The organism is Bradyrhizobium sp. sBnM-33, assembly GCF_032917945.1.
GTDB lineage: Bacteria > Pseudomonadota > Alphaproteobacteria > Rhizobiales > Xanthobacteraceae > Bradyrhizobium.
The window spans coordinates 4,146,495-4,168,774 of the sequence record NZ_CP136624.1 but is presented as its reverse complement, the minus strand read 5'-3'; the positions used below and the strand labels follow the sequence as shown (position 1 = coordinate 4,168,774).

20 protein-coding genes and 1 pseudogene are annotated in these 22,280 nt (G+C 62.6%); 7 read left to right on the top strand and 14 right to left on the bottom strand.

The window, feature by feature from the left end; translation table 11 throughout:
- Positions 1-111: 111 nt before the first annotated feature.
- On the top strand, positions 112-2,775 hold the full coding sequence (locus RX328_RS19005; protein WP_213246245.1) for a putative bifunctional diguanylate cyclase/phosphodiesterase: 2,664 nt from the start codon (positions 112-114) through the stop codon (positions 2,773-2,775).
- Between the two features lie 39 nt (positions 2,776-2,814).
- Here the strand turns inward: RX328_RS19005 and RX328_RS43765 are convergent, their stop codons facing one another.
- The 5 genes from RX328_RS43765 to RX328_RS18985 form a co-directional block, all read right to left on the bottom strand.
- Positions 2,815-3,030 (bottom strand): HEAT repeat domain-containing protein, encoded by a 216-nt coding sequence (locus tag RX328_RS43765; protein WP_409410715.1) that lies wholly within the window; start codon positions 3,028-3,030, stop codon positions 2,815-2,817.
- 32 nt (positions 3,031-3,062) lie between these two features.
- Complete coding sequence (locus tag RX328_RS19000) at positions 3,063-3,458, bottom strand: HEAT repeat domain-containing protein (RefSeq protein ID WP_213246247.1); 396 nt, start codon at positions 3,456-3,458, stop codon at positions 3,063-3,065.
- Between the two features lie 15 nt (positions 3,459-3,473).
- A complete protein-coding gene (locus RX328_RS18995; protein WP_213246249.1) occupies positions 3,474-4,358 on the bottom strand; it encodes an MlaD family protein in 885 nt (294 codons plus the stop codon).
- Positions 4,359-4,474: 116 nt separating this feature from the next.
- Positions 4,475-5,245 (bottom strand): ABC transporter ATP-binding protein, encoded by a 771-nt coding sequence (locus RX328_RS18990; protein WP_213246251.1) that lies wholly within the window; start codon positions 5,243-5,245, stop codon positions 4,475-4,477.
- Between the two features lie 2 nt (positions 5,246-5,247).
- Positions 5,248-6,381, bottom strand: a complete 1,134-nt coding sequence (locus RX328_RS18985) for an ABC transporter permease (protein ID WP_213246253.1) — start codon at positions 6,379-6,381, stop codon at positions 5,248-5,250.
- A 136-nt stretch (positions 6,382-6,517) separates the two neighbouring features.
- On the opposite strand from RX328_RS18985, the gene dgcA reads away from it, so the two are divergent.
- The gene (dgcA, locus tag RX328_RS18980) at positions 6,518-7,513 is read left to right on the top strand and encodes an N-acetyl-D-Glu racemase DgcA (protein WP_213246255.1); all 996 of its coding nucleotides are present in this window, start codon (positions 6,518-6,520) and stop codon (positions 7,511-7,513) included.
- On the opposite strand, the gene RX328_RS18975 is transcribed toward dgcA, so the two are convergent.
- Positions 7,483-8,682: an MFS transporter gene (locus tag RX328_RS18975; protein ID WP_213246257.1), complete on the bottom strand. Its 1,200-nt coding sequence runs from the start codon at positions 8,680-8,682 to the stop codon at positions 7,483-7,485. The two genes, dgcA and RX328_RS18975, sit on opposite strands and share 31 nt — an antisense overlap.
- 76 nt (positions 8,683-8,758) lie before the next feature.
- On the opposite strand from RX328_RS18975, the gene RX328_RS18970 reads away from it, so the two are divergent.
- Positions 8,759-10,060, top strand: a complete 1,302-nt coding sequence (locus tag RX328_RS18970) for a hypothetical protein (protein ID WP_213246259.1) — start codon at positions 8,759-8,761, stop codon at positions 10,058-10,060.
- A 244-nt stretch (positions 10,061-10,304) separates the two neighbouring features.
- Here the strand turns inward: RX328_RS18970 and RX328_RS18965 are convergent, their stop codons facing one another.
- Complete coding sequence (locus RX328_RS18965) at positions 10,305-10,748, bottom strand: hypothetical protein (protein WP_213246261.1); 444 nt, start codon at positions 10,746-10,748, stop codon at positions 10,305-10,307.
- Positions 10,749-10,963: 215 nt separating this feature from the next.
- Here RX328_RS18965 and RX328_RS18960 point away from each other — a divergent pair, with 215 nt between their 5' ends.
- Positions 10,964-11,392 (top strand): diacylglycerol/lipid kinase family protein, encoded by a 429-nt coding sequence (locus RX328_RS18960; RefSeq protein ID WP_213246263.1) that lies wholly within the window; start codon positions 10,964-10,966, stop codon positions 11,390-11,392.
- Positions 11,393-11,453: 61 nt separating this feature from the next.
- Here RX328_RS18960 and RX328_RS18955 read toward each other — a convergent pair whose 3' ends face one another.
- From RX328_RS18955 to glsA, 6 genes and pseudogenes are all read right to left on the bottom strand, one after another.
- Positions 11,454-12,827: a metal-dependent hydrolase family protein gene (locus RX328_RS18955; RefSeq protein WP_213246265.1), complete on the bottom strand. Its 1,374-nt coding sequence runs from the start codon at positions 12,825-12,827 to the stop codon at positions 11,454-11,456.
- Positions 12,828-12,978: 151 nt separating this feature from the next.
- The gene (locus RX328_RS18950) at positions 12,979-13,542 is read right to left on the bottom strand and encodes an HdeD family acid-resistance protein (protein WP_213246267.1); all 564 of its coding nucleotides are present in this window, start codon (positions 13,540-13,542) and stop codon (positions 12,979-12,981) included.
- Positions 13,543-13,569: 27 nt separating this feature from the next.
- A complete protein-coding gene (locus RX328_RS18945; protein WP_249725987.1) occupies positions 13,570-13,719 on the bottom strand; it encodes a hypothetical protein in 150 nt (49 codons plus the stop codon).
- Positions 13,720-13,810: 91 nt separating this feature from the next.
- A pseudogene (locus tag RX328_RS43760) lies at positions 13,811-13,870 on the bottom strand (hypothetical protein); the annotation flags it as partial.
- Positions 13,871-13,923: 53 nt separating this feature from the next.
- Positions 13,924-15,576, bottom strand: coding sequence for an MFS transporter (locus RX328_RS18940; protein ID WP_249725988.1), 1,653 nt, complete (start codon positions 15,574-15,576; stop codon positions 13,924-13,926).
- A 73-nt stretch (positions 15,577-15,649) separates the two neighbouring features.
- Entirely contained in the window at positions 15,650-16,648 is a 999-nt protein-coding gene (gene glsA / locus RX328_RS18935) for a glutaminase A (RefSeq protein ID WP_213246271.1), read from the bottom strand.
- Positions 16,649-17,173: 525 nt separating this feature from the next.
- Between glsA and RX328_RS18930 the strand changes: the two genes are divergently transcribed.
- The 3 genes from RX328_RS18930 (at position 17,174) to RX328_RS18920 (ending at position 21,165) form a co-directional block, all read left to right on the top strand.
- Positions 17,174-17,692 carry a DUF1269 domain-containing protein gene (locus RX328_RS18930; RefSeq protein ID WP_213246273.1) on the top strand — a complete coding sequence of 173 codons (519 nt, stop codon included), beginning with the start codon at positions 17,174-17,176 and terminating at the stop codon, positions 17,690-17,692.
- A gap of 93 nt (positions 17,693-17,785) precedes the next feature.
- Entirely contained in the window at positions 17,786-19,348 is a 1,563-nt protein-coding gene (locus tag RX328_RS18925; protein ID WP_249725989.1) for an AbgT family transporter, read from the top strand.
- 38 nt (positions 19,349-19,386) lie between these two features.
- Positions 19,387-21,165, top strand: a complete 1,779-nt coding sequence (locus tag RX328_RS18920; protein ID WP_213246274.1) for a metallophosphoesterase family protein — start codon at positions 19,387-19,389, stop codon at positions 21,163-21,165.
- Here the strand turns inward: RX328_RS18920 and RX328_RS18915 are convergent.
- Positions 21,162-22,196 carry an AI-2E family transporter gene (locus RX328_RS18915; RefSeq protein WP_213246276.1) on the bottom strand — a complete coding sequence of 345 codons (1,035 nt, stop codon included), beginning with the start codon at positions 22,194-22,196 and terminating at the stop codon, positions 21,162-21,164. The genes RX328_RS18920 and RX328_RS18915 overlap by 4 nt on opposite strands.
- Positions 22,197-22,280 lie beyond the last annotated feature (84 nt).

The window sequence follows — 22,280 nt, the reverse complement described above, 5'->3', positions numbered from 1 at the left end:
TCGCGAAACAGCGCACGATTCCGCATCGATTAAGTTCATTGCTACCAAGAGTATTTACGAGAGATTCTTGATTGCGGCTTAGCTTCCCGACCCGTGTCGGGACGAGGTGGCATGAACTTGATTTCCAGTGCGCGAAGCCTGTTCGCCGTCGGCGATTGCTCGACGCCGCACGGCCGCGCGCTCGTGAGCGAACAGTTCCGCATCCTCACCAACCAGGTTCCGATTCTCTATGCCGTGCTGCTGCTGGACAGCATCAGCGTCGGCTTCGTTCTGCCCTCCTCCGTCAATGGATGGCTGAGATTTGCGCTGCCGGGTGCGCTTCTGACCGTCAGCGTTATCAGAATGATCCAGTGGATCAGGATGCGCGGGGTCGAGCTCACGCCGGAGCAGGCCTATCGGTTTCTGGCCCGGATGCGGATTCTTTCCACCGCATTGCCCATCGGATTTCTGATCTGGACATTGGCGCTGATCGAAGTCGTGGACCCCTCGCTTCGTGCGCCGATCTCGCTTCTCATTTTCATGGGCTGCATCGGCGCTGCCTATTGTCTTGGCATTTTTCCGGCTGCGTCGCGCCTGACGTTGCTGATTGCGGGACTGCCGTTGGCAGTGCGGCTGCTGGCTGCCGGCGAGCCACTGCTGGTTTGCATCGGTATGAACCTCGGCCTGCTGCTGGTTCTGTTCGTCCGGATGATCAACACCAATTTTGGCAATTTCGTCCGGCTAATCGAAGCTCAGGCCAGACTTGCCGAAGAGGGAGAGCGAGCCCGCGCCGCGCATACCTATTTGACGGAAGCGCTGGACGTCGTGCCAGAGGGATTGGCGATATTCGACAAGGACGATCGACTGGTTCTGTGGAACCGGCAGTACCCCAAGCTCTACGCATCCAATGCGGCGGCCATCGTTCAGGGCGCCCGCTTCGAAGACATTCTTCGTGCCGGTCTGACGCATCACCAATATGCCGACGCTGTCGGACGGGAGGAGGAATGGGTCAGGGAGCGCATGGACCGTCACGCCTTGCCGCAAAGCTCCCACGAGCAACAATTGCCAGGCGACAGATGGAGCCGGATCGAGGAACGACGGACAGCGGACGGCGGCAGCATCGGGATCCGTGTCGATATTACCGACCTCAAACGCAGCGAGGCTTCGTTCCGGCTGCTGTTTGAGGAGAACCCGCTGCCGATGTGGGTGGCGGAAGCGGACACGCGACGGCTGTTGGCGGTCAATGCCGCGATGTGCAGCCATTACGGCTATTCCCGCGAAGAACTGCTCTCGATGTCGGAACACGACCTCAGCGCCGACGGCTGCGCTCCGACGGAGCCGGCCCGCACGTCGCAGGAACCTGTCATCCACAAGACCTGCGGCGGCAGCCTCATCGAGGTCGTTATTGAATCGCGACCACTGTCGTATCAGGGCAGGGCTGGGATGGTTTCGGTGGCGTTCGACGTAACGGAGCGCAACCGCGCCGAACAGAGGGTCAGATATCTGGCGTCGCACGATCTCCTGACCGACCTGCCCAATCGCGCCGCGTTCGACGCCCGCCTTTCCGCACTGATGCAACATTCGGGAGAATCCGGCGGCAGCTTTGCCGTGCTTTGCATCGATCTGGACCATTTCAAAGAGGTCAACGACCTCTTTGGCCATTCGATGGGCGACGCCCTGTTACAGGAAGTCTCTCGCCGGCTGCGCCGGGCCGCCCAGGGGGCCTATGTCGCGCGGGTCGGCGGCGACGAATTTATTGCGGTTGTGGAGCAGGTACCCTTGCCTGGAGCTGCAGAACTGCTGGCGGCCAGAATGCGCGAAGCTTTCAGGCGTCCGATCGAAATCGACGGCCACGCTCTGGAGATCGATCTCAGCATCGGCGTGGCGCTCTACCCGCGCGATGGCGACAAACCGGCAACTCTGCTGGCCAACGCGGACGCAGCGCTCTATCGCGCCAAGCACGAAGGACGCGGGGTCACCCGCATATTTACTAGCGCGATGGACCGGCAGTTGCGGGAACGTCGCGCCATTGAGCACGATCTACGTTCCGCGGTCGACAACGGCGAACTATACCTCGACTACCAGCCGCAGCGTCACCGCGATGGCAAGATAACCGGATTTGAGGCGCTGGTTCGCTGGCAGCATCCCCTGCGCGGCCTGGTGGCGCCCGGCGAGTTCATTCCGGTCGCCGAGGACAGCGGCTCGATTGCGAAGATCGACGAATGGGTTCTGATGGAAGCCTGCCGGCAGGCATCGGCATGGGACGAAACCATTCGCATTGCGGTGAACGTCTCGGCCGCGCAGTTTCGCCGCGAAAATCTCGAGCACCAGGTGCGCAGGGCGTTGCGCGAGAGCGGCCTGCCGCCATCGCGGCTTGAGCTGGAGATCACGGAAGGTGTCCTGATCGAGGACATCTCGCGCGCGAGCCAGACGCTGAAATCACTCAAATCGCTTGGCGTCATGATCGCGCTCGACGATTTCGGCACCGGCTACTCATCATTGTCCTACCTGCAGGCGTTTCCGCTCGACCGGATCAAGATCGACCGTTCCTTTATCATGTCGCTGGGGTCCAGTGCGCCCTCACTGGCCATCGTGCGCGCCGTGATCGGGCTCGCTCACGGCTTCAACGTCCCGGTTCTTGCCGAAGGCGTCGAAACCAACGAACAGCTTTCGATCCTGACGCGCGAGCGCTGCGACGATATGCAGGGCTATTTGATCGGGCGCCCGCACAGGGCTGAGCTGTATGCCGATCATATGAAAGCCGGCGCGGGTCCCTTGCTCAAGACGGCGAGCTGATCGCGTAACAAGGCCGACGCGGGCTCCAAGACGACGCTCTCATGATCGGCTTGAAACCGTTCCTATTGCGCGCGTCGCCGCTTTTCGAACGTGACCATCGGGGTCCGAGGACAGGCGCGACAGCACCGGCAAGATTTCCGGACCCGAAAAACGCTCGGCAAGCTCGCAGGCCCATTGCCGATGTCGGGCAAGCTCGTCCGCAGAAAATGCATCGAAAAGCGTCCGCCAGTTCGAATCACTAACCCGCCGTCGCAAGACCCAAGCGGCTTCCCTCCGAACGTCAGCATCTAAATCCCTGCTGTACGTATTGAAGGCCAGCGAAAATCGGCATCAATCCATGTGGCCCCCAGTGCGCGGATCGCGCTTTGTCGCGTGGCTCCCTTCACATCCGCCAACAAGGGAATCAAGAGGCTGTGGGCTTCCGGCAGCTCCCATTCTTCGACGATCTGGCAAGCCGTTCGCACCACGTATTCTGATGGATCACTCAGGGCATTCAAAACGACGGTGCATAACTTGCGCCCGTGCGGGTGGCATCCGATGACTTCCAAGGCCGTCCACCGCAGGAACTGATCGTTGACGAAAGCCACGCCGGCAAGAATTTCAAGCGACGCGGCATTTTCACGTGAGGCGAGCTCACGTATCGCCTCATGTGTCGTCGGTAGCCGCCCACCAACGCTCTGCACGTCGCGCGATCCTTGTTACTGCCGCTTCTGCCCACTCGGCGCCCGCGCCGGCGGCGCTGCGGCCGGCGGCGGCGCCGCCGCCTGGCTGTTGCTGCTGCCGCCGCCGAAAATCACCCGGGTCGGATTGCGATCGAAATTGTTCACGGCGCGGCTGATATCGGAGAGCGTGCGGCGGCCATCGGCCATCAGCGCGCCCGACCGCTTGTCGAAATCCTCGGCCAGTTCGCGGATCGACTTCACCATGATATTCAGTTCGCCGCCGGCAGCACCGCCAGCGATCGTGTTCAGCCCGAGCATGAGACTGTCGGCTTTGCCCATGACGCCATCGACCCTGAGCATGACATTGTCGATCTTCTCGGAGTTGCGCGCGAGCGCAGCCGTGAAGGTCTCGAGGTTTCGCAGCGAGTTCTTCACCGACTCCTGATTGTCGGCGACCAACCGGTTGACGTTCTGCAGTGTGGCGCGGATCGACTCCGTGACATCCTGCAGCGCGCTCGGGTCGGCGGTCAGCATCGGGACGCCGTCCTCGTCGAGCGGTACGGCGGGGGCGGATTCCTCGCCGCCCTTCAGCGAGATCGCCGCTACGCCGGTCAGCCCCTGGAATTCGAGGCCGACGAGGGTGTCCTTGCGGATCGGAGCGTTGTTCTCGACCATCGCCAGTGCGACCACGCGCCGCGGGTTGTCGAGCTTCACCGATACAACTTCCCCTATCCTAATACCATTAAAGTTGACGCTGCCGCCGTTGCGGAGGCCGGACGCCGGGCCTTCGAACACGATGCGGATGGGGCTGCGCTGCTTGGTGGTATGCAGGCTCTGAAACCACAGCACAAAGCCGAACGCGGCGGCAATCACTGCCAGCGTGAAGGCCCCGATCAGGACGTAATTCGCCCGCGTTTCCATAACTCAAGGTACTCCGGAATCAAGGTCTGTTCAGCTTCGCCGACCAGACCCGTCGTTTATCGCTTGTTTGAACATGATTTCATCAAAAACCGGTGCGCACTTCGTGATCATGCTCGCTAGCCCATGACCGCGCGGGCGCGCTTGCCATGGAAATATTGCCTCAGCCAGGGATGCTGTGAGGCCTGCATGTCGGCAATCGATCCTGCGGCAATGATCTTACCGTTCCCTAAAACCGCGATGCGATCGCAGGCCATATAAAGACTGTCGAGATCATGGGTTACCATGAAAACCGTCAGGCCCAAAGTACGCTGCAGGGTGCGCACCAGCTCGTCGAAGTCCCCGGCGCCGATTGGATCGAGCCCCGAGGTCGGCTCGTCCAAAAACACCAGCTCGGGGTCGAGCGCGAGCGCGCGCGCCAACGCCACGCGCTTGATCATGCCGCCCGACAGTTCGGACGGATAGCGGTCGGCGACTTCGGGCCGCAGGCCCACCATGCCGAGCTTGGCCACCATGATCTCGTCGAGCAGCCGCTGCGAGACGTTGAGATATTCGCGCACCGGAAACTGGATGTTCTGCCGCACGGTGAGCGAAGAAAACAGCGCACCTTGCTGAAATAGGATGCCCCAGCGGCGCTCGACGCCGCGGCGCTCGGAGGCGCTCGCTGCATCGAGATCGACGCCGAACACCTCGATGCGCCCACTGAGCTTGGGCACGAGACCGATAATGGTGCGCGTCAGGACCGATTTTCCGGCGCCCGACGGGCCGACAAATCCGAGAATTTCACCGCGCTTGACGTCGAGGTTCAGCCCGTCGAGCACGCGCGTCTTGCCGAACTGCACGGTGATGTCGCGAACCCGGATGATCGCGTCGGAAATCTCACCCACCATGGTCACATTCCGATCGATGCGAAGAAGATGGCGAACACGCCATCCATCACGATCACGAAGAAGATTCCCTTCACCACCGAGGATGTGGTGTGCTGCCCGAGCGATTCAGCGCTGCCCTGCACGGCCAGTCCCTCGACGCAGGCAACGATGCCGATGACGGCCGCCATTACCGGCGCCTTGATGAGGCCGACGATGAAATGGTCGATCGAGATAGCGTCGCGCAGCCGCAGCAGGAACGCCTCGGGCTCGACGCCGCCATAGAGCCATGCCACCAGCCCGCCGCCGTAAAGCGCCGCCATCGCGCCAAGGAACGCCAATATCGGCAATGCCAGCACCAGCGCCAGCATCCGCGGCAGGATCAAAACCTCGATCGGATCGAAGCCCATGGTGCGCAGCGCGTCGATCTCCTCCCGCATTTTCATCGAGCCGAGCTCGGCGGTGTAGGCCGAGCCCGAGCGGCCCGCTACCATGATCGCAACCAGGAGCACGCCGATCTCGCGCAGTACGAGCACGCCCAGCATGTCGACCACGAAGATGTCGGCGCCGAACTTGCGGAAATGGAAAATGCCCTGCTGCGAGATGATGCAGCCGATCAGGAACGTGATCAGCACCACGATCGGCACCGCGCGCCAGCATACCTGCTCCAGGTGATGGATGGTCGAGGTCAGGCGGAAATTACGGGGACGAATGAGGACATGGGCGGCCGCGGCGAGCACCGCGCCGAGCATATCTATCAGCCCGATCAAGGTGCCGCCGATGCTGGCCACGGCGCGGCCAATCTGGTCCAGTATCCCCGTAATCGTCACCCGGTCCGTTTCGATGATCGGCTCGGCCTTCACCCGCCGCACCTCGTCGACAAGGCTGGAATAATTGGCCGAGAGCCCGGCGATCTGGGCCTCGATGCCGCCCTGGGTCAGGCTGCGGCGCAGCCGCTCGATCAGCCAGGCGCCGAACGTGTCGAGCTTCGACACCTGCGAGACATCGATTAAGATGTTCGGGCGGGTGCCGCTGAGCTTCTCGGCATCGGCAACCATTCGTTCCAGCACCGGCGCAAAGCGGGCCGTCCAGGAGCCGGCCGCGCACAGCGCCAGCCCGTTGCCCCTGGCTATCCGCTCCAATGTCGGGTCGCCGCTCACAATGCCCACCCTCGGCCGATACCGCTGCGAAACGCCTGGTTCCGCACGCCGTATTGCCTTGTCGAATCTGTCCCTAACCAGCCATAGTTGGTAGCGGCGGGCAAGCTTGCGGTTCAGAAAATTGCCAGATTTTAAAATGACTTCCAGCCTAACTCGAAAGCTTGCCGTCAGCATCGAACGCTGGCCCATTGCAGGCGCTTTCACTATTAGCCGCGGCGCCAAAACCGAGGCGGTCACGGTGGTAGCAACCGTCAGTCAGGACGGCCGGACCGGGCGCGGCGAATGCGTGCCCTACCCGCGTTACGGCGAGACGGCGGAAGCGACGCTTGAAGCCCTTAATGCGATGCAGGAACCCCTTGCCAAGGGACTGGACCGAGCGGCGCTGCAGGCAGCGATGCCGGCCGGCGCCGCCCGCAACGCGCTGGATTGCGCGCTGCTGGACCTTGAAGCCAAGAGCTCCGGCCAACGGGTCTGGACCCTGCTCGGACGGCCGGCGCCACGCCCCTGCACCACCGCCTTCACGATTTCGCTTGGCACGCCGGAGGCGATGGCGGCAGCGACCTCGAAGGCCGCGCACCGGCCACTGCTCAAGATCAAGCTCGGCGGCGATGGTGATGACGCGCGGATTGCGGCCGTCCGCAAGGCGGCCCCCGAATCCGAATTGATCGTCGATGCCAACGAAGCCTGGACGCCGGACAATCTCGAATACAATTTGGCCGCCTGCGCCAACGCCGGCGTGACGTTGGTCGAGCAGCCGCTGCCGGCCGGATGCGATGAGGCGCTGGCACGCATTAGGCGCCCGATCGCGGTTTGCGCCGACGAAAGCGTGCATGAGCGCGCCTCGCTCGAAGGCCTGCGCGCGCGCTATGACGCCGTCAACATCAAGCTCGACAAGACCGGCGGGCTGACGGAGGCGCTCGCAATGGCGGATGCCGCCCAGGCGCTCGGCTTCGAGATCATGATCGGCTGCATGGTCGCGACCTCGCTGGCAATGGCACCGGCCATGCTGCTCGCGCAGCAGGCGAGATTCGTCGACCTCGATGGCCCCCTGTTGCTGGCGCGCGACCGCGACGGCGGCCTGCGCTACGACGGCAGCTTGGTCTATCCGCCGGAAGCCGCCTTGTGGGGCTGATGCGCGAGGCGGTCTCGCGCCAACCAGACCACCAGCCCGCCGAGAGCGGCCATCACCGCCATCACGTAATAGATGCCTTGTCCCCAGGTCTCATAGATCGTGCCTGACGCGACCGAGGCGAGGCCGGCGACGATACCGCCGCAGGCGGTCAGATAGCCCTGCGCACGCGCCATCACGTGGCCGGGCACGTGATGCAGCATCAATCCCATGATGCCGACCTGCGTCAGCCCAAAACTCAGCGCATGCGCGAGCTGAACGATCGCGAGAATAGCGAGCGGCAGGTCCTGCGCTGTTAACACCCAGCGTGCGGCCGCGCTCAGCGCCGCAACCATCACCAGCATCGACGGCTGCAGGGTGAATCGCGGCGACAGGGCGAACAGCACGATTTCGGCGATCACGCCGAGCACCCACAGAACTGCGATCGTCAGCCCGTCGAACCCCGCTTGTTGCCAGGCAATCGACGCGAAAATGTAATAAGCGGCATGGCTGCCCTGGATCAGCGCCGACGCCACGATGATCGCGATAAAACCGCCGTCACGCAGCAGCGCCGTCGCGTCGCCGGCGGCCGGGCGCACGGTCTTGACGTCATCCAGCGGCTCCAGCGCAAGGCTGGCCAGCGCCCCGAGCGCCGCCGAGCCGGCGATGATCCAGATCAGATTTCGGGCGGCGATGAGGTCGAACAGCATGCCGCAGACCAGCGCGCCCAGAACGAAGGCGGCCGAGCCCCACAGGCGCAACGGACCGTAGTTGAGGCCATAGCGCTTCACCCCCCGCAACGCATAGGCATCCGTCAGCGGCACCATAGGCGTCCACAGGCAGCAGGTCAGCGCGTAGATCAGGAACACCAGCACCGGCAAATGCTGTGTGCCCAGGATGAAAAAGCCCAACGCGGTGGCAAAAGCGGTCACGATGATGCCGCCGCGCAAGGCCTGGTGCCGTTCCGCAAGAGCCGTCACCAGCGGAAGCGCGGTAAAGCGGCTCACCGGAGGTACGGCCGTGATCAGCCCTATCCAAAATGCATCGATCCCGACCGCCTTCAACCATACCGTGAAAAACGGCAGATGGGTGCCGGTCATGCCGAACAACGTGCCGTAAAACAGCGCCACCCGGGCCGCGAATCGCCTCGATGTGTCTTGAGAAGCGATGGGGATTTGTGATTCGCTTGGCATCAATTCAATTGCGATTCGGTCAATATCGTGTTGTTTCGTTATCGCAATGCGCGCCGATTTGCGCGAAGAGTTTGACATGGCCGACGAAGCATTTGCCCTTTCGCCGATCTCAGCACGCGCCGCGCTGCCGAGCGAGGAGGACTATGCTGCGATCGCCGAAGCCTTCATGGAGACTTCGCGGGGCCGCTGGTTCCTGACCGAATACGCCAAGCGCAACCGCAACGCCGACACCCGCATGGTGCTGGACGCGGTGGCGCGGATTGAGCAGAGCCTCACCGCCCAGCGGGAAGAGACCCTTCAGCGGGAAGCAAACTTCCAACGGGAGGAAGGCCTTTCGGCGCAGCAGGCGGCCGAGGCTGTCGCAGCGGCTGCCGCGGCGCAAGAGCGCCTGACCGAGGCGCTTGCCGCCATCCGCGGCGCGGTCGAGGCGGCCGAGGAATCCGCCGTAGAAGCGCTCGACAGCCTCGCGCTGGAGCAGCGGCTGGCACCGGTCCGCAAGGGCGCGCGGGTGCTGCGCGAAATCGCCTGGCGGCTCCGGGAAATCGGCAATGACGGACGAATTTGCGACCTGATCGATTCCCAAGTCACCGTCATCGAAAAGGGCACCGAACAGTTCTCCTCCGAGGAGGCAAGAGCAGCGCTGCGTGCGGCCTTCGCCGCCCTCCAGGGCCGACTTGTGGAATTCGGGGACGACGACCAGTCGCCAGCGCCGGCTGCCGAGCCCGAGGCGGCGGCGCCCTTCCCGGCCGCGCAGGAAATGCCGCCGGCAGCGGAGACAGCCTTCGCGCAGGAAGCACCGGAAGCTGCCGAGACGCCGTTCGCTTCGATGGCCGCATCCGCGGAGGCCGCGCTTGCGGCTGCGGAAGCCGCGCTGACGGAAGCGGAAACGCCGCTGGTTGCCGAAACCGCCACGACTCAAGAGGCTTCGGCCGAAGTTACCTCTGTGCGAGACGCGACCGTCCAACACGCGGCCGTCCAAGACAACTCCATCGCCGACGCCCAAGACGCTGATGCGCAGGATGCCGATGCGCAAGACGAGGCGGTCCTCGACATGATCGCGATGGAGATGGGCGCGCCGGATCCGATCAGCGACGAGGAGATCGCCGAAGCGATAGCCGAGCAGGTCCGTCTGGCGGAGCCGGCGCCGATTGCTGCCAACATGGTCGCCAAGGCGCCCGAACCGGCCGCCACGCCGTCGCCGCCGGTTCAACAGATGGTTCAACCGGCCGCGCCGGCGCCGGTGCCAACGGTGGAAGTATCGCTCGGCTCGACTCTCATTGCGAGCGGGATGCTGAGAAAGCCGGTCGCGGCGGCCAACGACCCGCTGGCGCCGATCCGGCGCATGAGCCAGGCCGAGAAGATCGCGTTCTTTTCGTAAGACCCTCTGCACCGCCGCCTGGAGCGCGCGGGTTTACCCCAATATCCGCACTGGTTGATAGTCGCTGGAGCGGTGGTGCTGGGATTTGTCCGCTTGTTGTTTCGCCGAAACAGGAAGCCCAAGGCCGACCGGGAGCCGACTGAGATGAAGGGCAATGGGAAATGAAGCAATTCCGCTAGGCTTAGATGCCGGAGCAGCCCGCATCACCACCTGTCGGTCAAGAAAGAGCAAAACGAAGCGGCAGTCATTGTACGCGCCCTTTCTTAGCAGGTTGCGGCGGGTTGGGCGGCGCTGCCGCATTCGATCCTTGGAGGCTATCCACGCGAGCGGAAAGCCCACCCAGCTGTTCCGAAAGCAACTTACGCCCGCCCTGCTCCGCTGATATCTGCCGCTGGAGACCACTGATCTGTTCCGCGACCCGTTGCTGTTCTGCCCGCAGCTCTTGGATCGTTTGCTGGAGATTAGCCACAGCTTCTCTAGCCGTCTTGTCGGCGATCTCCGCAGCCGCAGACAGTTCAGCCTTGGGCTGAACAACAGCTACTGGCGAGGACTCGTATCCAATACGATTGCTGGCCCAAAGCACTGCACCGACGGCAACCGCGAGGAGAAGAAGTAGAATCCACGGCAGTATGCGGCGCGGGCGTCCTGGCTCGCTGTAGACGCGATTACTTGGGGTGAAGTCGCTCATCCAGCTAGTAAGCCGACAACGATCGATTCGTTCCCATCCCTACGAACCAGTGATAGGCGCGGCCTCGCTTGCGCCTGCCCCTCTCCTCCTTGCCCCCTCGCTTCCGCCCGGCAGATGCAGGGCTAAGACGTGGCGAGTCGATGACAACGACATCTACCAAATGGGTTAGATCGACGTCTAGTCGGATGCGACACGATGAGCGCTGCGGACGATTCTTGGACTTAGAAAAGACGGGTCATCCAGCCGAATCGGCAGGCAACCTACAGCCCGCCCCCTACCGCATCAGGATCGACGACGAGGCCGAACAGAACCTGGCGATGTGCTCCCTGATGCTGTGCAGTTTCGACGGCGCGGGCGAAGGCCTGATGCTCGCGCCGGGCGCCAACCCCGGCGACCGCAAGCTCGATCTGATCATGGTCGGCGACATCGGACATTGGGAGACCCTGACCAAGATCGTCCCCAATCTCGGCGACGGCAGCTATCTGGCGCACCCGAAAGTGTCGAGACGCCACGCGACGCGGATCACCATCGACAGCGACCGCATGGTCCGCGCCGACGTCGACGGCGAAAGCATCCGGCAATTGCCGATGTCGGTGATGATGCTGCCGTTCCACCTCAAAGTGGCGGCGGTCAATCAGCCCTAGGCGAAATCGCGGCTGAGCTGGCATCCCTGTCCGCACCGGGCCGTCCGTTTTGGAACGTCACCTAGTTCTGCCTGCCCTTCGCAATGAGATTCTTGTGAACCTTCCCGTCTTTCATAATGACGAGAAAGCTTCTGGCGGGATCCTCGATCAGCTTGATGTTGTCGATTGGATTGCCGTCCACCAGCAACAGGTCAGCCAGCGCGCCCTCTTCGACCACGCCGAGCTTGCCCGGGTAGGGATTGCGAAGTCCGGAGAGGGCCAGCAGTTCTGCGTTAGTCGCTGTCGCCATCTTCAGCACATCGGCGGCGCTGTACCAGCGCGTCAGTTTTGCCAATTGAGCGCCCTGGCGCCTCGCCAGTTTCTGGGAAAACAGGATGTCGGTGCCGAAGGCCGTCTTGAGGCGGTGCTTCTTCGCCAGCGCATAGACGGTGTCGGTACCAGCAATTACCTGCAATTGTTTCGCCCGTTCCTCCGAGCCGGGCGGCAGCGGGGTAGCGTCCTCGTCATCGAAGAATGGCTGCGGGCTGAGCCAAATCCCCTTCTCGGCCATGAGGTTCGCAGTCGCCTCGTCCATCAGGTGGCCGTGCTCGATGCATTTGACGCCAGCCGCGATCGCTCGCTGGATCGCAACTGGCGTATAGGCGTGCGCGACGACGTAGGTGCCCCAGTTGTCGGCCGCTTCGACCGCCGCGCGCAACTCGGGCTCGGTGAAGGTGGATACATCGAGCGGGCTGAATGGCGACGCGACACCACCGCCCGCCGTGAGTTTGATCTGCGACGCGCCTTGCATGAGCTGCTCGCGCGCACGCACGCGAACCTCATCCGGACTATCCGCAACCATGCTGCCGCCGATTTGCTCCATGCGGCTGAGCAGCCCTCCGATCGTTCGCGGCAGGTCCGTTAGCTGGCGGAAGTCGCCATGGCCGCTGGTGACGGTGATCACCGCACCGGAAGGATAGATGCGCGGACCAGCCACCAGTCCGTCATCGATGGCGCGCTTCAGTCCGAATGCGGGTCCGCCGAGGTCGCGAACGGTGGTGAAGCCGCGCATCAGGGTATCGGCAGCTTCGTCAGCCGCCACGATATTATTGTAACCGACATCTCCGAGGGCGGCGGCTGGTGTCAACCGTGCCATCATCGCATGCCAGTGCATGTCGATCAGTCCCGGCATCAGCACGCGTCCTCCGCCGTCAATGACGACCGTTCGCGCGGCGTCCGCTGTGATCGCTGCGGGCGAGATTTTCTCGATCTTTTTGTCCCTGATCAGCACATTGGACGATGCTGAAAGCGTGTCGCTCCTTCCATCGAAGATGCGAACGTTCTGAAATAGCACAGCCGCGCCTTGCTGAGCTTGTGCGGGGAGTAAACCCGCCGTGAGGCTCAACGCCGTCGACGCGCCGACTGCAAGGATTTTGACGACTCGAAGCCAAGACATGGAGGACCTCGGCTGAATAACGCTGGGGGTTCGGCAAGAACCAGAAAACATCGCGACCGTAACGAGGTGTTTGCCCGAAGATCTCAAACAGAAAAAAGAGCGAGACAACGATTCGACGAAAAGCCATCTCGCTCCAGTAGGCAGGGAGGAGCTACGCGCTTCGGGTGGTAGGCTGCCACGCGTAAGCCAACCACCCGATGCCATGGGATATCAGATCAACGCCGAGCAGGAATCCGAGAACCCACAAGCCGGTCATCGGAAATCCAGTCAGAATGACGAGGCCAGCCACTACGCCGAACGCGCCGGATAGCAGCATGATCCAGCCCGCCTCTCGCCAATGGCTGATGCCGATCAGGATGCGGACAAAACCGGAAATCAGCAGCACGAGGCCGAGGACGTAGGTGAGGATGAGCGCGCTGGCGACCGGCTGGCCCACCAGCACGACGCCAAAGGCGATGTACAGGATGCCGAGCAGCACCTGCCATACGAATCCTCCCCATCCCTTGGTCCAGAATGCATGGATGATTTCGAAGGCGCCGGCGATGATGGAGACCCAGCCGATGAAGATGGTGCTGATAAGGGTGACCAGCATAATGTCGCCGAGAACCAGAATCCCAGCCCCGATCATCACGAGCCCGAGCAGAACACAAATCCAGAACGGCGGCGCAGGCAGGTTGCGGACCTGCATCCGCGAGCTATTGTCATATGTCGTCATGTCATTCTCCTCACTACAGCCGCTTACTCAGCGGTCGTTACCGCTACCGCCATCCACAGCGGCGACGGCCACGGTGCCACCAGCAGACCCAACGGCGCCGCCGACGACGATGATGATGGCGCCGCGGATGGCGAATGGGAGGGCGCGGCGGCCGGGTAGCCACGGCTTGGGCTTCATGCTTGAAATCGTCGGCCTTCTCTCCGAGATCTTTCTCCATCGCGAGCGGCATCGCCTCGACCGACCCCGGCAGCAGGCTTGCGCCCAAGCCGACGGTGACAGCGCCGCAAAGAAGAGTCCGCAATACGCCGCGGCGATCAATTGCTTCCATCGTCATTCTCCTTGCCGAATGCCCCGCTCCTCTCTTCGTCTGCTCGTATTCGATCAACTCGTTCTCACCCCGTTACCCGTCGGCGCATCGCTCGGTATCTCGCCCGGCAGGTAGTTCGGAAGCCGGCCCGCCGGGATGATCGCCAGCAGCGCAAGACCGGCCATGATCAGCAGTCCAATCTTCAGGGCACGCAGGCGCGCTTCGGTATTCACGCGCACGGCTTCCTCGACCTGCTGCGGCGTGGCGGTCGTGCTTTCCATCACGCTGCGCAGCCGGTCGTTGCTGACGAAGGTGATGTTGTCGAGATCGACCTGGCTCTGGATCTCCTTCGGCAGCACGGGATTGGCCGCGATACTGCTGAGCGCGATTGCACTTAACAGACCGACTAGAAGTGCACCCGCCACTGCCGTTCCAACCGCAGCGGCAAGATTTTGCGTGGTGCCGCGCAGCGACCCGACGTCGCCTGCGAGCTCCTTGGGCGAGGCGGTGACCAGCACGTTGAACAACAGCGTCACCAGCGAGCCCTGCCCGATCCCGAACAGAACCAGGCCGACCAGCACAGGAACCTCGCTCCAGTCGTTGCGCACGACAACGGCCAGCCACACCAGGCCAACCGTGCACAGCATGAAGCCGTAGCGGCCGATCTGCCGCGGCGTCAGCCGGTCGTAGACATTGACGATCAGCATCGCCGTGAAGAACACCGTCAGATTGAACGGCATCATCGCAATCGCAGTCGCAAGCGGCGAACGGCCCTGCACGATCTGAATGTACAGCGGCACCGAGAAATTAAGCGCCGCCTCCAGCGCGACCACGGCAAACAGCGCATAGACCGCGCTGCGCTCTTCCGGCGAATCGATCACCTCGAGCGCCAATAGCGGGGTCTTCCCGACGGCCTGACGCCGATGTGTCCACATCAGGAATGCCTGCCCGAGCACGACGCCGAGAACGATCATGATCGGCGCCGGCGAAAGGCCAAGCAGGTTGAACGGCGCATTGGCGGTGGCCAGCGCCAGCCCCCATCCGTTCAGATTGTTGAAGCCAAAACTGATGAGAACGATCGCCGACGCGGCCAGAACCACACCGAAAACATCGATATGCACATCCGGGCGGCCATAGTCTCGCTTGAGACGGAAACTGAGAAGGAACACTATGGCGGAAACCGCGATCAAGATGCCAAATGCCGGCCGCCAGCCGATATAGGTGCCGAGCACGCCGCCGATGACGAACGCCAGCACGCCAGCCGCCGCACGCGCAGAACCGAGCGCACCTACCGCCGTTGCCTGCTGCCTTCCCGTGTAATTCTCGGCAATCAGCGCCACCAGCGACGGTACGATCACGGCGCCGGCCGCGCCGCAAAGCGCTTGCGCTGTGATCATCAACGTCGCCGTCGGACTGAACGTCATCAATATCTGCGACGCGCAGAACAGGACCACCGCGAAGCGGAACACCTGCAACGCGCCGAACCGCTGCGCGAGTTTCGCGCCGAGCATCACGAAACCAGCCACCAGCATGGAATAGGCCACGATGCCGGTCGCAACTGTCGTCGGCGGCACCCCAAAACTCTTGACCATCCCGCCCAGTGCGACCGGCAGCGAGGCGACATTGAAGGACATGATCATCTGACCGAGCGCGATCGCGATCATCGGCACCCATGACTCCCGCGCTTCCTCCCGGATTGCTCCGATCGACATCGAGTGCGTCGCCATGGCGTCCTCCCGAATTGCTCGGTTTTCGGATCAATGAGCCGTAGGCTCGATCAAGTCCCTCTTTGCATCTGCTTCAGTTTTCCGGTTGCGATACGAACAGATCCATTCCCAGCCGCTGCGACAGAAATTTCGCCGCGAGCTGGCCCTTCACGCTGTTGCCCGCCGCGTCCAGCGGCGGCGCGAAGGTGCCGAAGCCGCCCTTGCCCGGCGAGACCGCGACGATGCCGCCGCCGATCCCGCTCTTGCCCGGCAGGCCGATGTCGTACAGCCAGTCGCCCGAGGTCTCGTACAATCCGGCTGTTATCATCACGGTGAGCGCGTAATGGCAGACCGCAGCATCCACTACGCGCTGCCGGGTGACCGGATTGACGCCGCCATCGGCCAACGTCGCGCCCATGACCGCCAGATCCCGCGCGCTCACATTCAGCGAGCACTGCTTGGTATAGAGATCGGTCGCCTGCTTGGCGTCGCAGTAGATGCGGTCGTAGCTCTGCAGCAGCCGGGCGATACTGCGGTTGCGATAGTTGGTTTGCGATGCCGAGGCGTACACTTCTTCATTGAGCGTGAGCTTGCGCCCCGCAAACCGCGACAACCCGTCGTGAATGAATTGCCATTGGCCATCCATCGTCAGGCCGGGGACAAGGCTGGTGGTCGCGATCGCGCCCGCGTTGACCATCGGGTTGGTGCGGCCTCCGCCCTGCTCGATAGCTGCCAGGGAATTAAATGGTAGACCGGTTGCATTCGCTCCGAGCCGTGCACGCGCCTCTTCCGGGCCGATCGTCTCGCAGACCAACGCGAACACGAACGGCTTCGACACGCTCATGATCGAGAATTCATATTCGGTGTCGCCGGCCTCGTAGACGCGCCCGCTGGTGCCGACGACGCAGACCCCGAACAGCTCTCGCGGAACCCTGGCGAGCGCCGGATAAACTTGTGAATTCTGTCCGTCTCCGTTCGACTTGAAGCGCCGGTGCGCGTCCGACACCAACTCTTGCACCAGTTCGGGTTCTGGCAGGTGTCCTGTCGAGATGTAGGGGCGTTCGGGTGATTCCGAAATCGAAGGTGAGTCCATCGGACTCCTCCACTCGACTCGACATGCTGCGCGCAGATGATCGAGCCGTTCGGCAACACGAGTTACACGCTGATAGACGGCCTGCGTTGACCGCCTCAGCTTCGTCTGACTTGCACGTACCGTAACGCTCGAAAGTGCATCGAGTCAATCACACAACCTTAAAGTACGTTTTTGTCGGGTGTGTTTAGCTACAAAACTTTGTGACGAATCACGAGAACGCCAAAGGCGCCGCATCGACAAACCTCCGCAAATTAGCGACCAATTTGACCGAGCGCTGTCATGTTTGATGAGAGCGATCAGCGAACCGTGATGCGCTCGCTCGCAGGTTGTGCTACGGTCAAGACTATGCCGTGCGCGGCCAAGGCGAAGCTGCCTGCCGTTGGTAAACCGCGGCTCTGCGGGATCGGCCTCGTCGGCCGATTTCCCGACAAGCGGCGTTTACTTCACTGCCGCAGAAAGGTGTCGATCCCTCGCGCACCGCGTATGGCTCGGACCATCCATCACATCGAGTTGGAGGATACGAAGATGTCAGATCTGATCGCAATCATCTATCCATCCGAAGCAAAGGCAGAAGAAGTACGGCAACGCCTGTTCAAATTGCAGAAGGAATACCTGATCACGATCAGCGATGCCGTGATTGCGGTGAAGACGGAAGCCGGCCCCGTCAAGCTCAATCAGTTCGTCAACACGACAGTGGTCGGAGCCGTATCGGGCAGCTTCTGGGGACTGCTGATCGGTGTGCTCTTTCTCAATCCCATACTGGGCGTCGCTCTCGGTGCGGCGTCCGGCGCGCTTGGCGGCGCACTGTCCGACTACGGCATCGATGACGCCTTCATGAAGGAGCTCTCGACAAGCCTGCAGCCCGGCAACGCTGCGCTGTTTGTCCTCGTCAAGAACATCACGGCGGACAAGGTGCTGCGCGAGATCCAGGACGCTGGCGGTACCGTGCTCAAGACCTCCCTGGATGACAGCAAGGAGCAGAAGCTTCGCGAAGCCCTCGCAAAGGCGAGTGCCGAGCAGCCACCACAGACGAGCGCCGCCTAAGCTCTGGCGGACGAGGTCCGTAGGACCGGCCGGCGGCGGTGAAGATAGCGTGGCCGGCCTCCTCGAAGGACGTGCTCGGTAAGGACGGCTTTCATGCGCCGCGCAAGCGAAGCAAGCACTGAAACGGCCAGGGCAACCAAGCCGGCCATGCTCGACGCGATCGAGCGGATCGGCAACAGCGTTCCCCACCCGGTTCTGATCTTCCTGATTCTGATCGCCATTGCCGTGATCGCATCGCACCTGCTCTATTTGCTCGACGCGTCGATTTCCTACCAAATCATCAACCCGGCGACCCACGGCACGGAGACCGTGACAGCCCGCGCCAACAGCCTGCTGACGACGGAAGGTATCAGGCACATCTATACGCGGCTGGTGCCCAACTTCATGGGCTTCAGCGCGGTCGGACTGCTGATCGTCGCCATGATCGGCGTCGGTGTCGCCGAGGAATCGGGCCTGGTCAACGCCTGCATCCGCAAGCTCGTCGCCGCCTCACCGCGCTGGACGCTTTCCTACATTCTTGCCTTCGTCGGGATCCTATCGAGCGTAGCCTCCGATGCAGGTTACCTCGTGCTGATCCCGCTGGCCGGCACGGCGCTAATGAGCGTCGGCCGGCATCCGCTGGCGGGTCTGGCGCTAGGCTTCGCCGGGGTAGCCAGTGCCTTCAGCGTGAACATGCTGATCAAGCCGCTCGATGCCGTCCTCACCGAACTGACCAATGATGCCATTCACATCGTCAAACCGTCGCTCTCGATCGAAGTAACCGCCAATTTATGGTTCTCGATTATGTCTGTCGTCGTATTGACGATCGTGATTGCCCTGATCACGGAGCGGATCATTGAACCGCGCCTTGGCGCGTATCGCGAGGATCAGGCCAGCGCGATGCTGCCCCCGCACGAGGGCGGACAACTCTCCGCTCAAGAGACGCGCGGCTTGAGGTATGCCGCAGCAGGACTACTGGCTGTCACGCTGGTCTTCTGCCTGCTGACGCTGCCGCCATGGGCCCCTCTCCGCGACCCAGCGACTGGAGCGCTGGTCGGCAATTCGCCCTTCATGAACGGGCTGATCGGTCTCGTCATGATCTTGTTCCTGGTGACCGGGATCGCCTATGGCATCGGCGCGGGAACGATCAGGCACGCTACCGACGTCATCGATGCTATGACCAAGGCGGTCTCCGGAATGGGCGGCACGATCCTGCTGTTCCTGGTCATCAGCCAGTTCGTGGATTACTTCACCTACAGCAACATTCCGACGCTGCTTGCGGTCAAGATGGCGGATACCCTGAAGGACGCGAGCATCGGCCCGCTATGGCTGTTGCTGGGGCTTATTGCGGTGGTTGCCATACTCGATCTGGTCTTCACGCCGGCGATCGCGACATGGGCGATCTTTGCGCCGGTGTTCGTCCCGCTGTTCGTGCAGTTGGCCGTCGATCCGGCGGCGGTGGTGGCTGCATACCGGGTCGGAGACGGGCCGATGAACTCGATCACTCCGCTCAATCCTTACTTCGCGCTGGTTGTCGGGTTTGCCCAGAAGTACGACCGCAAGGCAGGCGTCGGCACCGTCATCGCGCTGATGCTGCCCTATGTGCTCTGGATGTCCGCGCTTTGGACGCTTCTTTTCATCGCGTGGTACCTGTTGGGTCTGCCTTGGGGCGTTTAGCCGGAGATGGCGAGAGCGGCAGGATGCGGTATTGAGCAATGGCGAAACCGATCTCCGAGCGACACGTCACCAAAGCCGCAGAGAATATGCTGGTCGATCCGCGCAACGGCGATATCGAGGACAATGCCGCCAGTCCGGGACAGCGATCGCTGCTGGCAATCGCCGGAAGCCTGCTGATTGAAATCAGTTTGCCGAAGCTCTTGTTCGCCTGGACGGTGTTGCTGTTGTTGCCGTCGGTGTTGCTCGGTCTGGCGCCATTGCTGGCTTCGGCCTGGCTTTCTACCTTGTCGGAACAGCTTGCAGCGCTGACCGAAGTCGGCACGGCGCTGTTGCTGGCCGCAATTGTTGCGGTGGGATGGATCGGATGGCGCCCGCTGCTTCGGATCGCCGAGATCAATTTCTGGTCGCTCAATGCACTCGCGGTGCAGCCCGGCTATGCGTTTGCGCGCGAAGCCTTGCGTCATTTGACGGAACTGATCGCAGGGAAAAACTTCACTCCTGGCGGCCGGGCGCGCTTGCGCAGCGCCAATTCGGTTGGCGCCGGTGTCATGCTATCCGCATGCGCGGCGGTGATCGCGATACTCGCCTGGCCTGCCTCGCGTTGGGCTGGTGACTGGAGCGATCTGCTCTTGCTGCATCGGCTCGCCGTGCCCACGCTTGCGAATGCCGTTGTACTGATGGCAGGCTATCTGGCGGTCGCATCGCTGGTTTGGGGGTTTGCCGATGCCGGCATGCCTCAACCGCTCGATCTTGCCATGTTCGATGCCGCCTCGTCCGAAGGCCGGATCTGGCGCGTTGCGCATCTGTCGGATATTCACGTGATCGGCGAGCAATATGGCTTTCGCATCGAAAGCGGACGGGCTGGCCCGCGCGGCAATGGCCGGCTCAATCGAATCCTCGCGCGACTGGCCGCTATCCACGCCAGCAATCCGCTCGATCACGTTCTGGTCACGGGCGACATGACCGACGCCGGCCGCGCCAGCGAATGGGCGCTAATCCTCGAAGCGCTCGCGCGCCACCCGGAGCTTGCCGCGCGCACGATTCTGTTGCCGGGCAATCACGACGTCAACATCGTCGACCGCGCCAATCCGGCCCGGCTCGACCTGCCGTTCAGCACCGGCAAGCGGCTGCGGCAAATCCGGACGCTGTCGGCGATGGCGGCCGTGCAAGGCGAGCGGGTGCACGTCGTCGATGCCAAGGGAAGACCGGCGGCTACGCTGCAACGAGCGCTGGCGCTGCACCGCGACGCGATCGTGGCCGTTGCGGAGTTTGGAGGTTTGCGCCGTGTCGCCGCACTGCGCAGCCTCTTCGACGACCAGTTTCCGATGATCCTGCCGCCAGAAGCGGAAGATGGCCTCGGAATAGCTATCCTGAACTCAAATGCAAAGACCCATTTTTCCTTCACCAACGCGCTCGGACTGGTATCCGTCGAACAGGCGCATCGCCTCGAGGCAGCCATCGGATATTTTCCGCGGGCGCGCTGGATCGTCGCATTGCACCACCACCTGGCGGAATATCCGATGCCGGTGAGCGCATTTTCCGAGCGCATCGGAACGGCACTGATCAACGGCAGTTGGTTCGTCCGCAGATTGGAAGCGCTGGGAGATCGCGCCGTCGTGATGCATGGCCACCGTCATATCGACTGGATCGGCGCATGCGGCGGGCTAAAAATCATCTCCGCTCCGTCGCCCGTGATGGGTGCGACCGACGCTGCGGCGACGTACTTCTATATTCACTCGCTGACGGCCGGCCAGGATGGCCGGCTGGGCCTGTTGCCGCCCGAGCGGGTAGAGATCGAGGGCGAGGTCGACGACTAGAGTTTGCCGGGTTTCTCTGGCTCCGGTCCGCCGAGCAGATCAGCAATCCAGCGGCTCGACGGATGCTGGGCACAGAAGGTGAGTATGGCGAGCGCGATGGGAACGCCGATGAAGGTTCCGAACAGGCCCCACAGGAATGTCCAGAAGAAGATCGCAAACAGCACCACCACTGGCGAGATCGACAACAGGCTGCCAGCCACCCGCGGCTCGATGTAGCTGCCGACTGCGAATTGAATGATGTTCAGGCATACGAACACGCCAAGCACCGCCGGCCAGCTTTCGAACTGCGTCATCGCCAGCAGGGTCGGAAACAGTGTCGCGACGAACGGGCCGATGAACGGAATATAGTTCAGCACGAAGGCGATCACGCCCCATTCGAACGCGAATGGCAGCCCGGTAATCCAGGCGAAGCTGCCGACCAGCAGGCCGGTGACCGCGCTCATCTGCGTCCGCACCAGGAGGTACTTTCGGAATTTCGCCGCGGTCGCTTCGCCGCCGTCGAGCAGCACGCGTGCCGCGGTACGGTTATCCAGCCGCTCGATGTTTCGCCTGGCGTTCTCGACCTCGAGAAGTCCCAGCATGACGTAAACCAGCGCAATCACCCAGAAGCTGAGAGTCGTGTTCACCCGTCCGGTGACATATTGCGTGGCGCGCAGCAGCCAGCTTACGTTAAAATGTTCGGCCCACAGCCCCGCAACCGAGACGCCGTGGCCGTCCAGCCAATTTACGGTCGCCGCATAAAGGGCCTGGTAGCGCGCCAGGTCGGCGAGCAGTGATTGCCCTACCCGACCAAATCCCCAGGCTGCGAGCGAGGCGAAACCGAGGCAGATTGCCACGGTGGCGATGATGGTGATCGCCAGCGCGGCAAGTTTTGGCATCCAGAACTGCAACTGCTTCTGGATCGGCCACACAATCGCAATGATGAACAATGCCGCCGCAAGCGGCGCGAACACCGTGCTCGCCTGAGCCAGCGCCGCCGTGCCCAGCACGGCCGCGATAATTCCTGTGGCGGTCTTTAGCCCGAAGCCCATTTTGGATTCCTTCGACCGTTCGGCAACCCGAGATTGTCAGCGGTATCGTGCGGCGGCAAGCGTGGAAGCGCCGCACGCTGAACC

Coding starts and splice junctions, on each gene's coding strand:
- RX328_RS19005 (WP_213246245.1), top strand. CDS start 112: ATGAACTTGATTTCCAGTGCGCGAAGCCTGTTCGCCGTCGGCGATTGC.
- RX328_RS18995 (WP_213246249.1), bottom strand. CDS start 4,358: ATGGAAACGCGGGCGAATTACGTCCTGATCGGGGCCTTCACGCTGGCA.
- RX328_RS18990 (WP_213246251.1), bottom strand. CDS start 5,245: ATGGTGGGTGAGATTTCCGACGCGATCATCCGGGTTCGCGACATCACC.
- dgcA (WP_213246255.1), top strand. CDS start 6,518: ATGACTTCCAGCCTAACTCGAAAGCTTGCCGTCAGCATCGAACGCTGG.
- RX328_RS18975 (WP_213246257.1), bottom strand. CDS start 8,682: ATGCCAAGCGAATCACAAATCCCCATCGCTTCTCAAGACACATCGAGG.
- RX328_RS18970 (WP_213246259.1), top strand. CDS start 8,759: ATGGCCGACGAAGCATTTGCCCTTTCGCCGATCTCAGCACGCGCCGCG.
- RX328_RS18965 (WP_213246261.1), bottom strand. CDS start 10,748: ATGAGCGACTTCACCCCAAGTAATCGCGTCTACAGCGAGCCAGGACGC.
- RX328_RS18955 (WP_213246265.1), bottom strand. CDS start 12,827: ATGTCTTGGCTTCGAGTCGTCAAAATCCTTGCAGTCGGCGCGTCGACG.
- RX328_RS18950 (WP_213246267.1), bottom strand. CDS start 13,542: ATGACGACATATGACAATAGCTCGCGGATGCAGGTCCGCAACCTGCCT.
- RX328_RS18945 (WP_249725987.1), bottom strand. CDS start 13,719: ATGAAGCCCAAGCCGTGGCTACCCGGCCGCCGCGCCCTCCCATTCGCC.
- RX328_RS18940 (WP_249725988.1), bottom strand. CDS start 15,576: ATGGCGACGCACTCGATGTCGATCGGAGCAATCCGGGAGGAAGCGCGG.
- glsA (WP_213246271.1), bottom strand. CDS start 16,648: ATGGACTCACCTTCGATTTCGGAATCACCCGAACGCCCCTACATCTCG.
- RX328_RS18930 (WP_213246273.1), top strand. CDS start 17,174: ATGTCAGATCTGATCGCAATCATCTATCCATCCGAAGCAAAGGCAGAA.
- RX328_RS18925 (WP_249725989.1), top strand. CDS start 17,786: ATGCGCCGCGCAAGCGAAGCAAGCACTGAAACGGCCAGGGCAACCAAG.
- RX328_RS18920 (WP_213246274.1), top strand. CDS start 19,387: ATGGCGAAACCGATCTCCGAGCGACACGTCACCAAAGCCGCAGAGAAT.
- RX328_RS18915 (WP_213246276.1), bottom strand. CDS start 22,196: ATGGGCTTCGGGCTAAAGACCGCCACAGGAATTATCGCGGCCGTGCTG.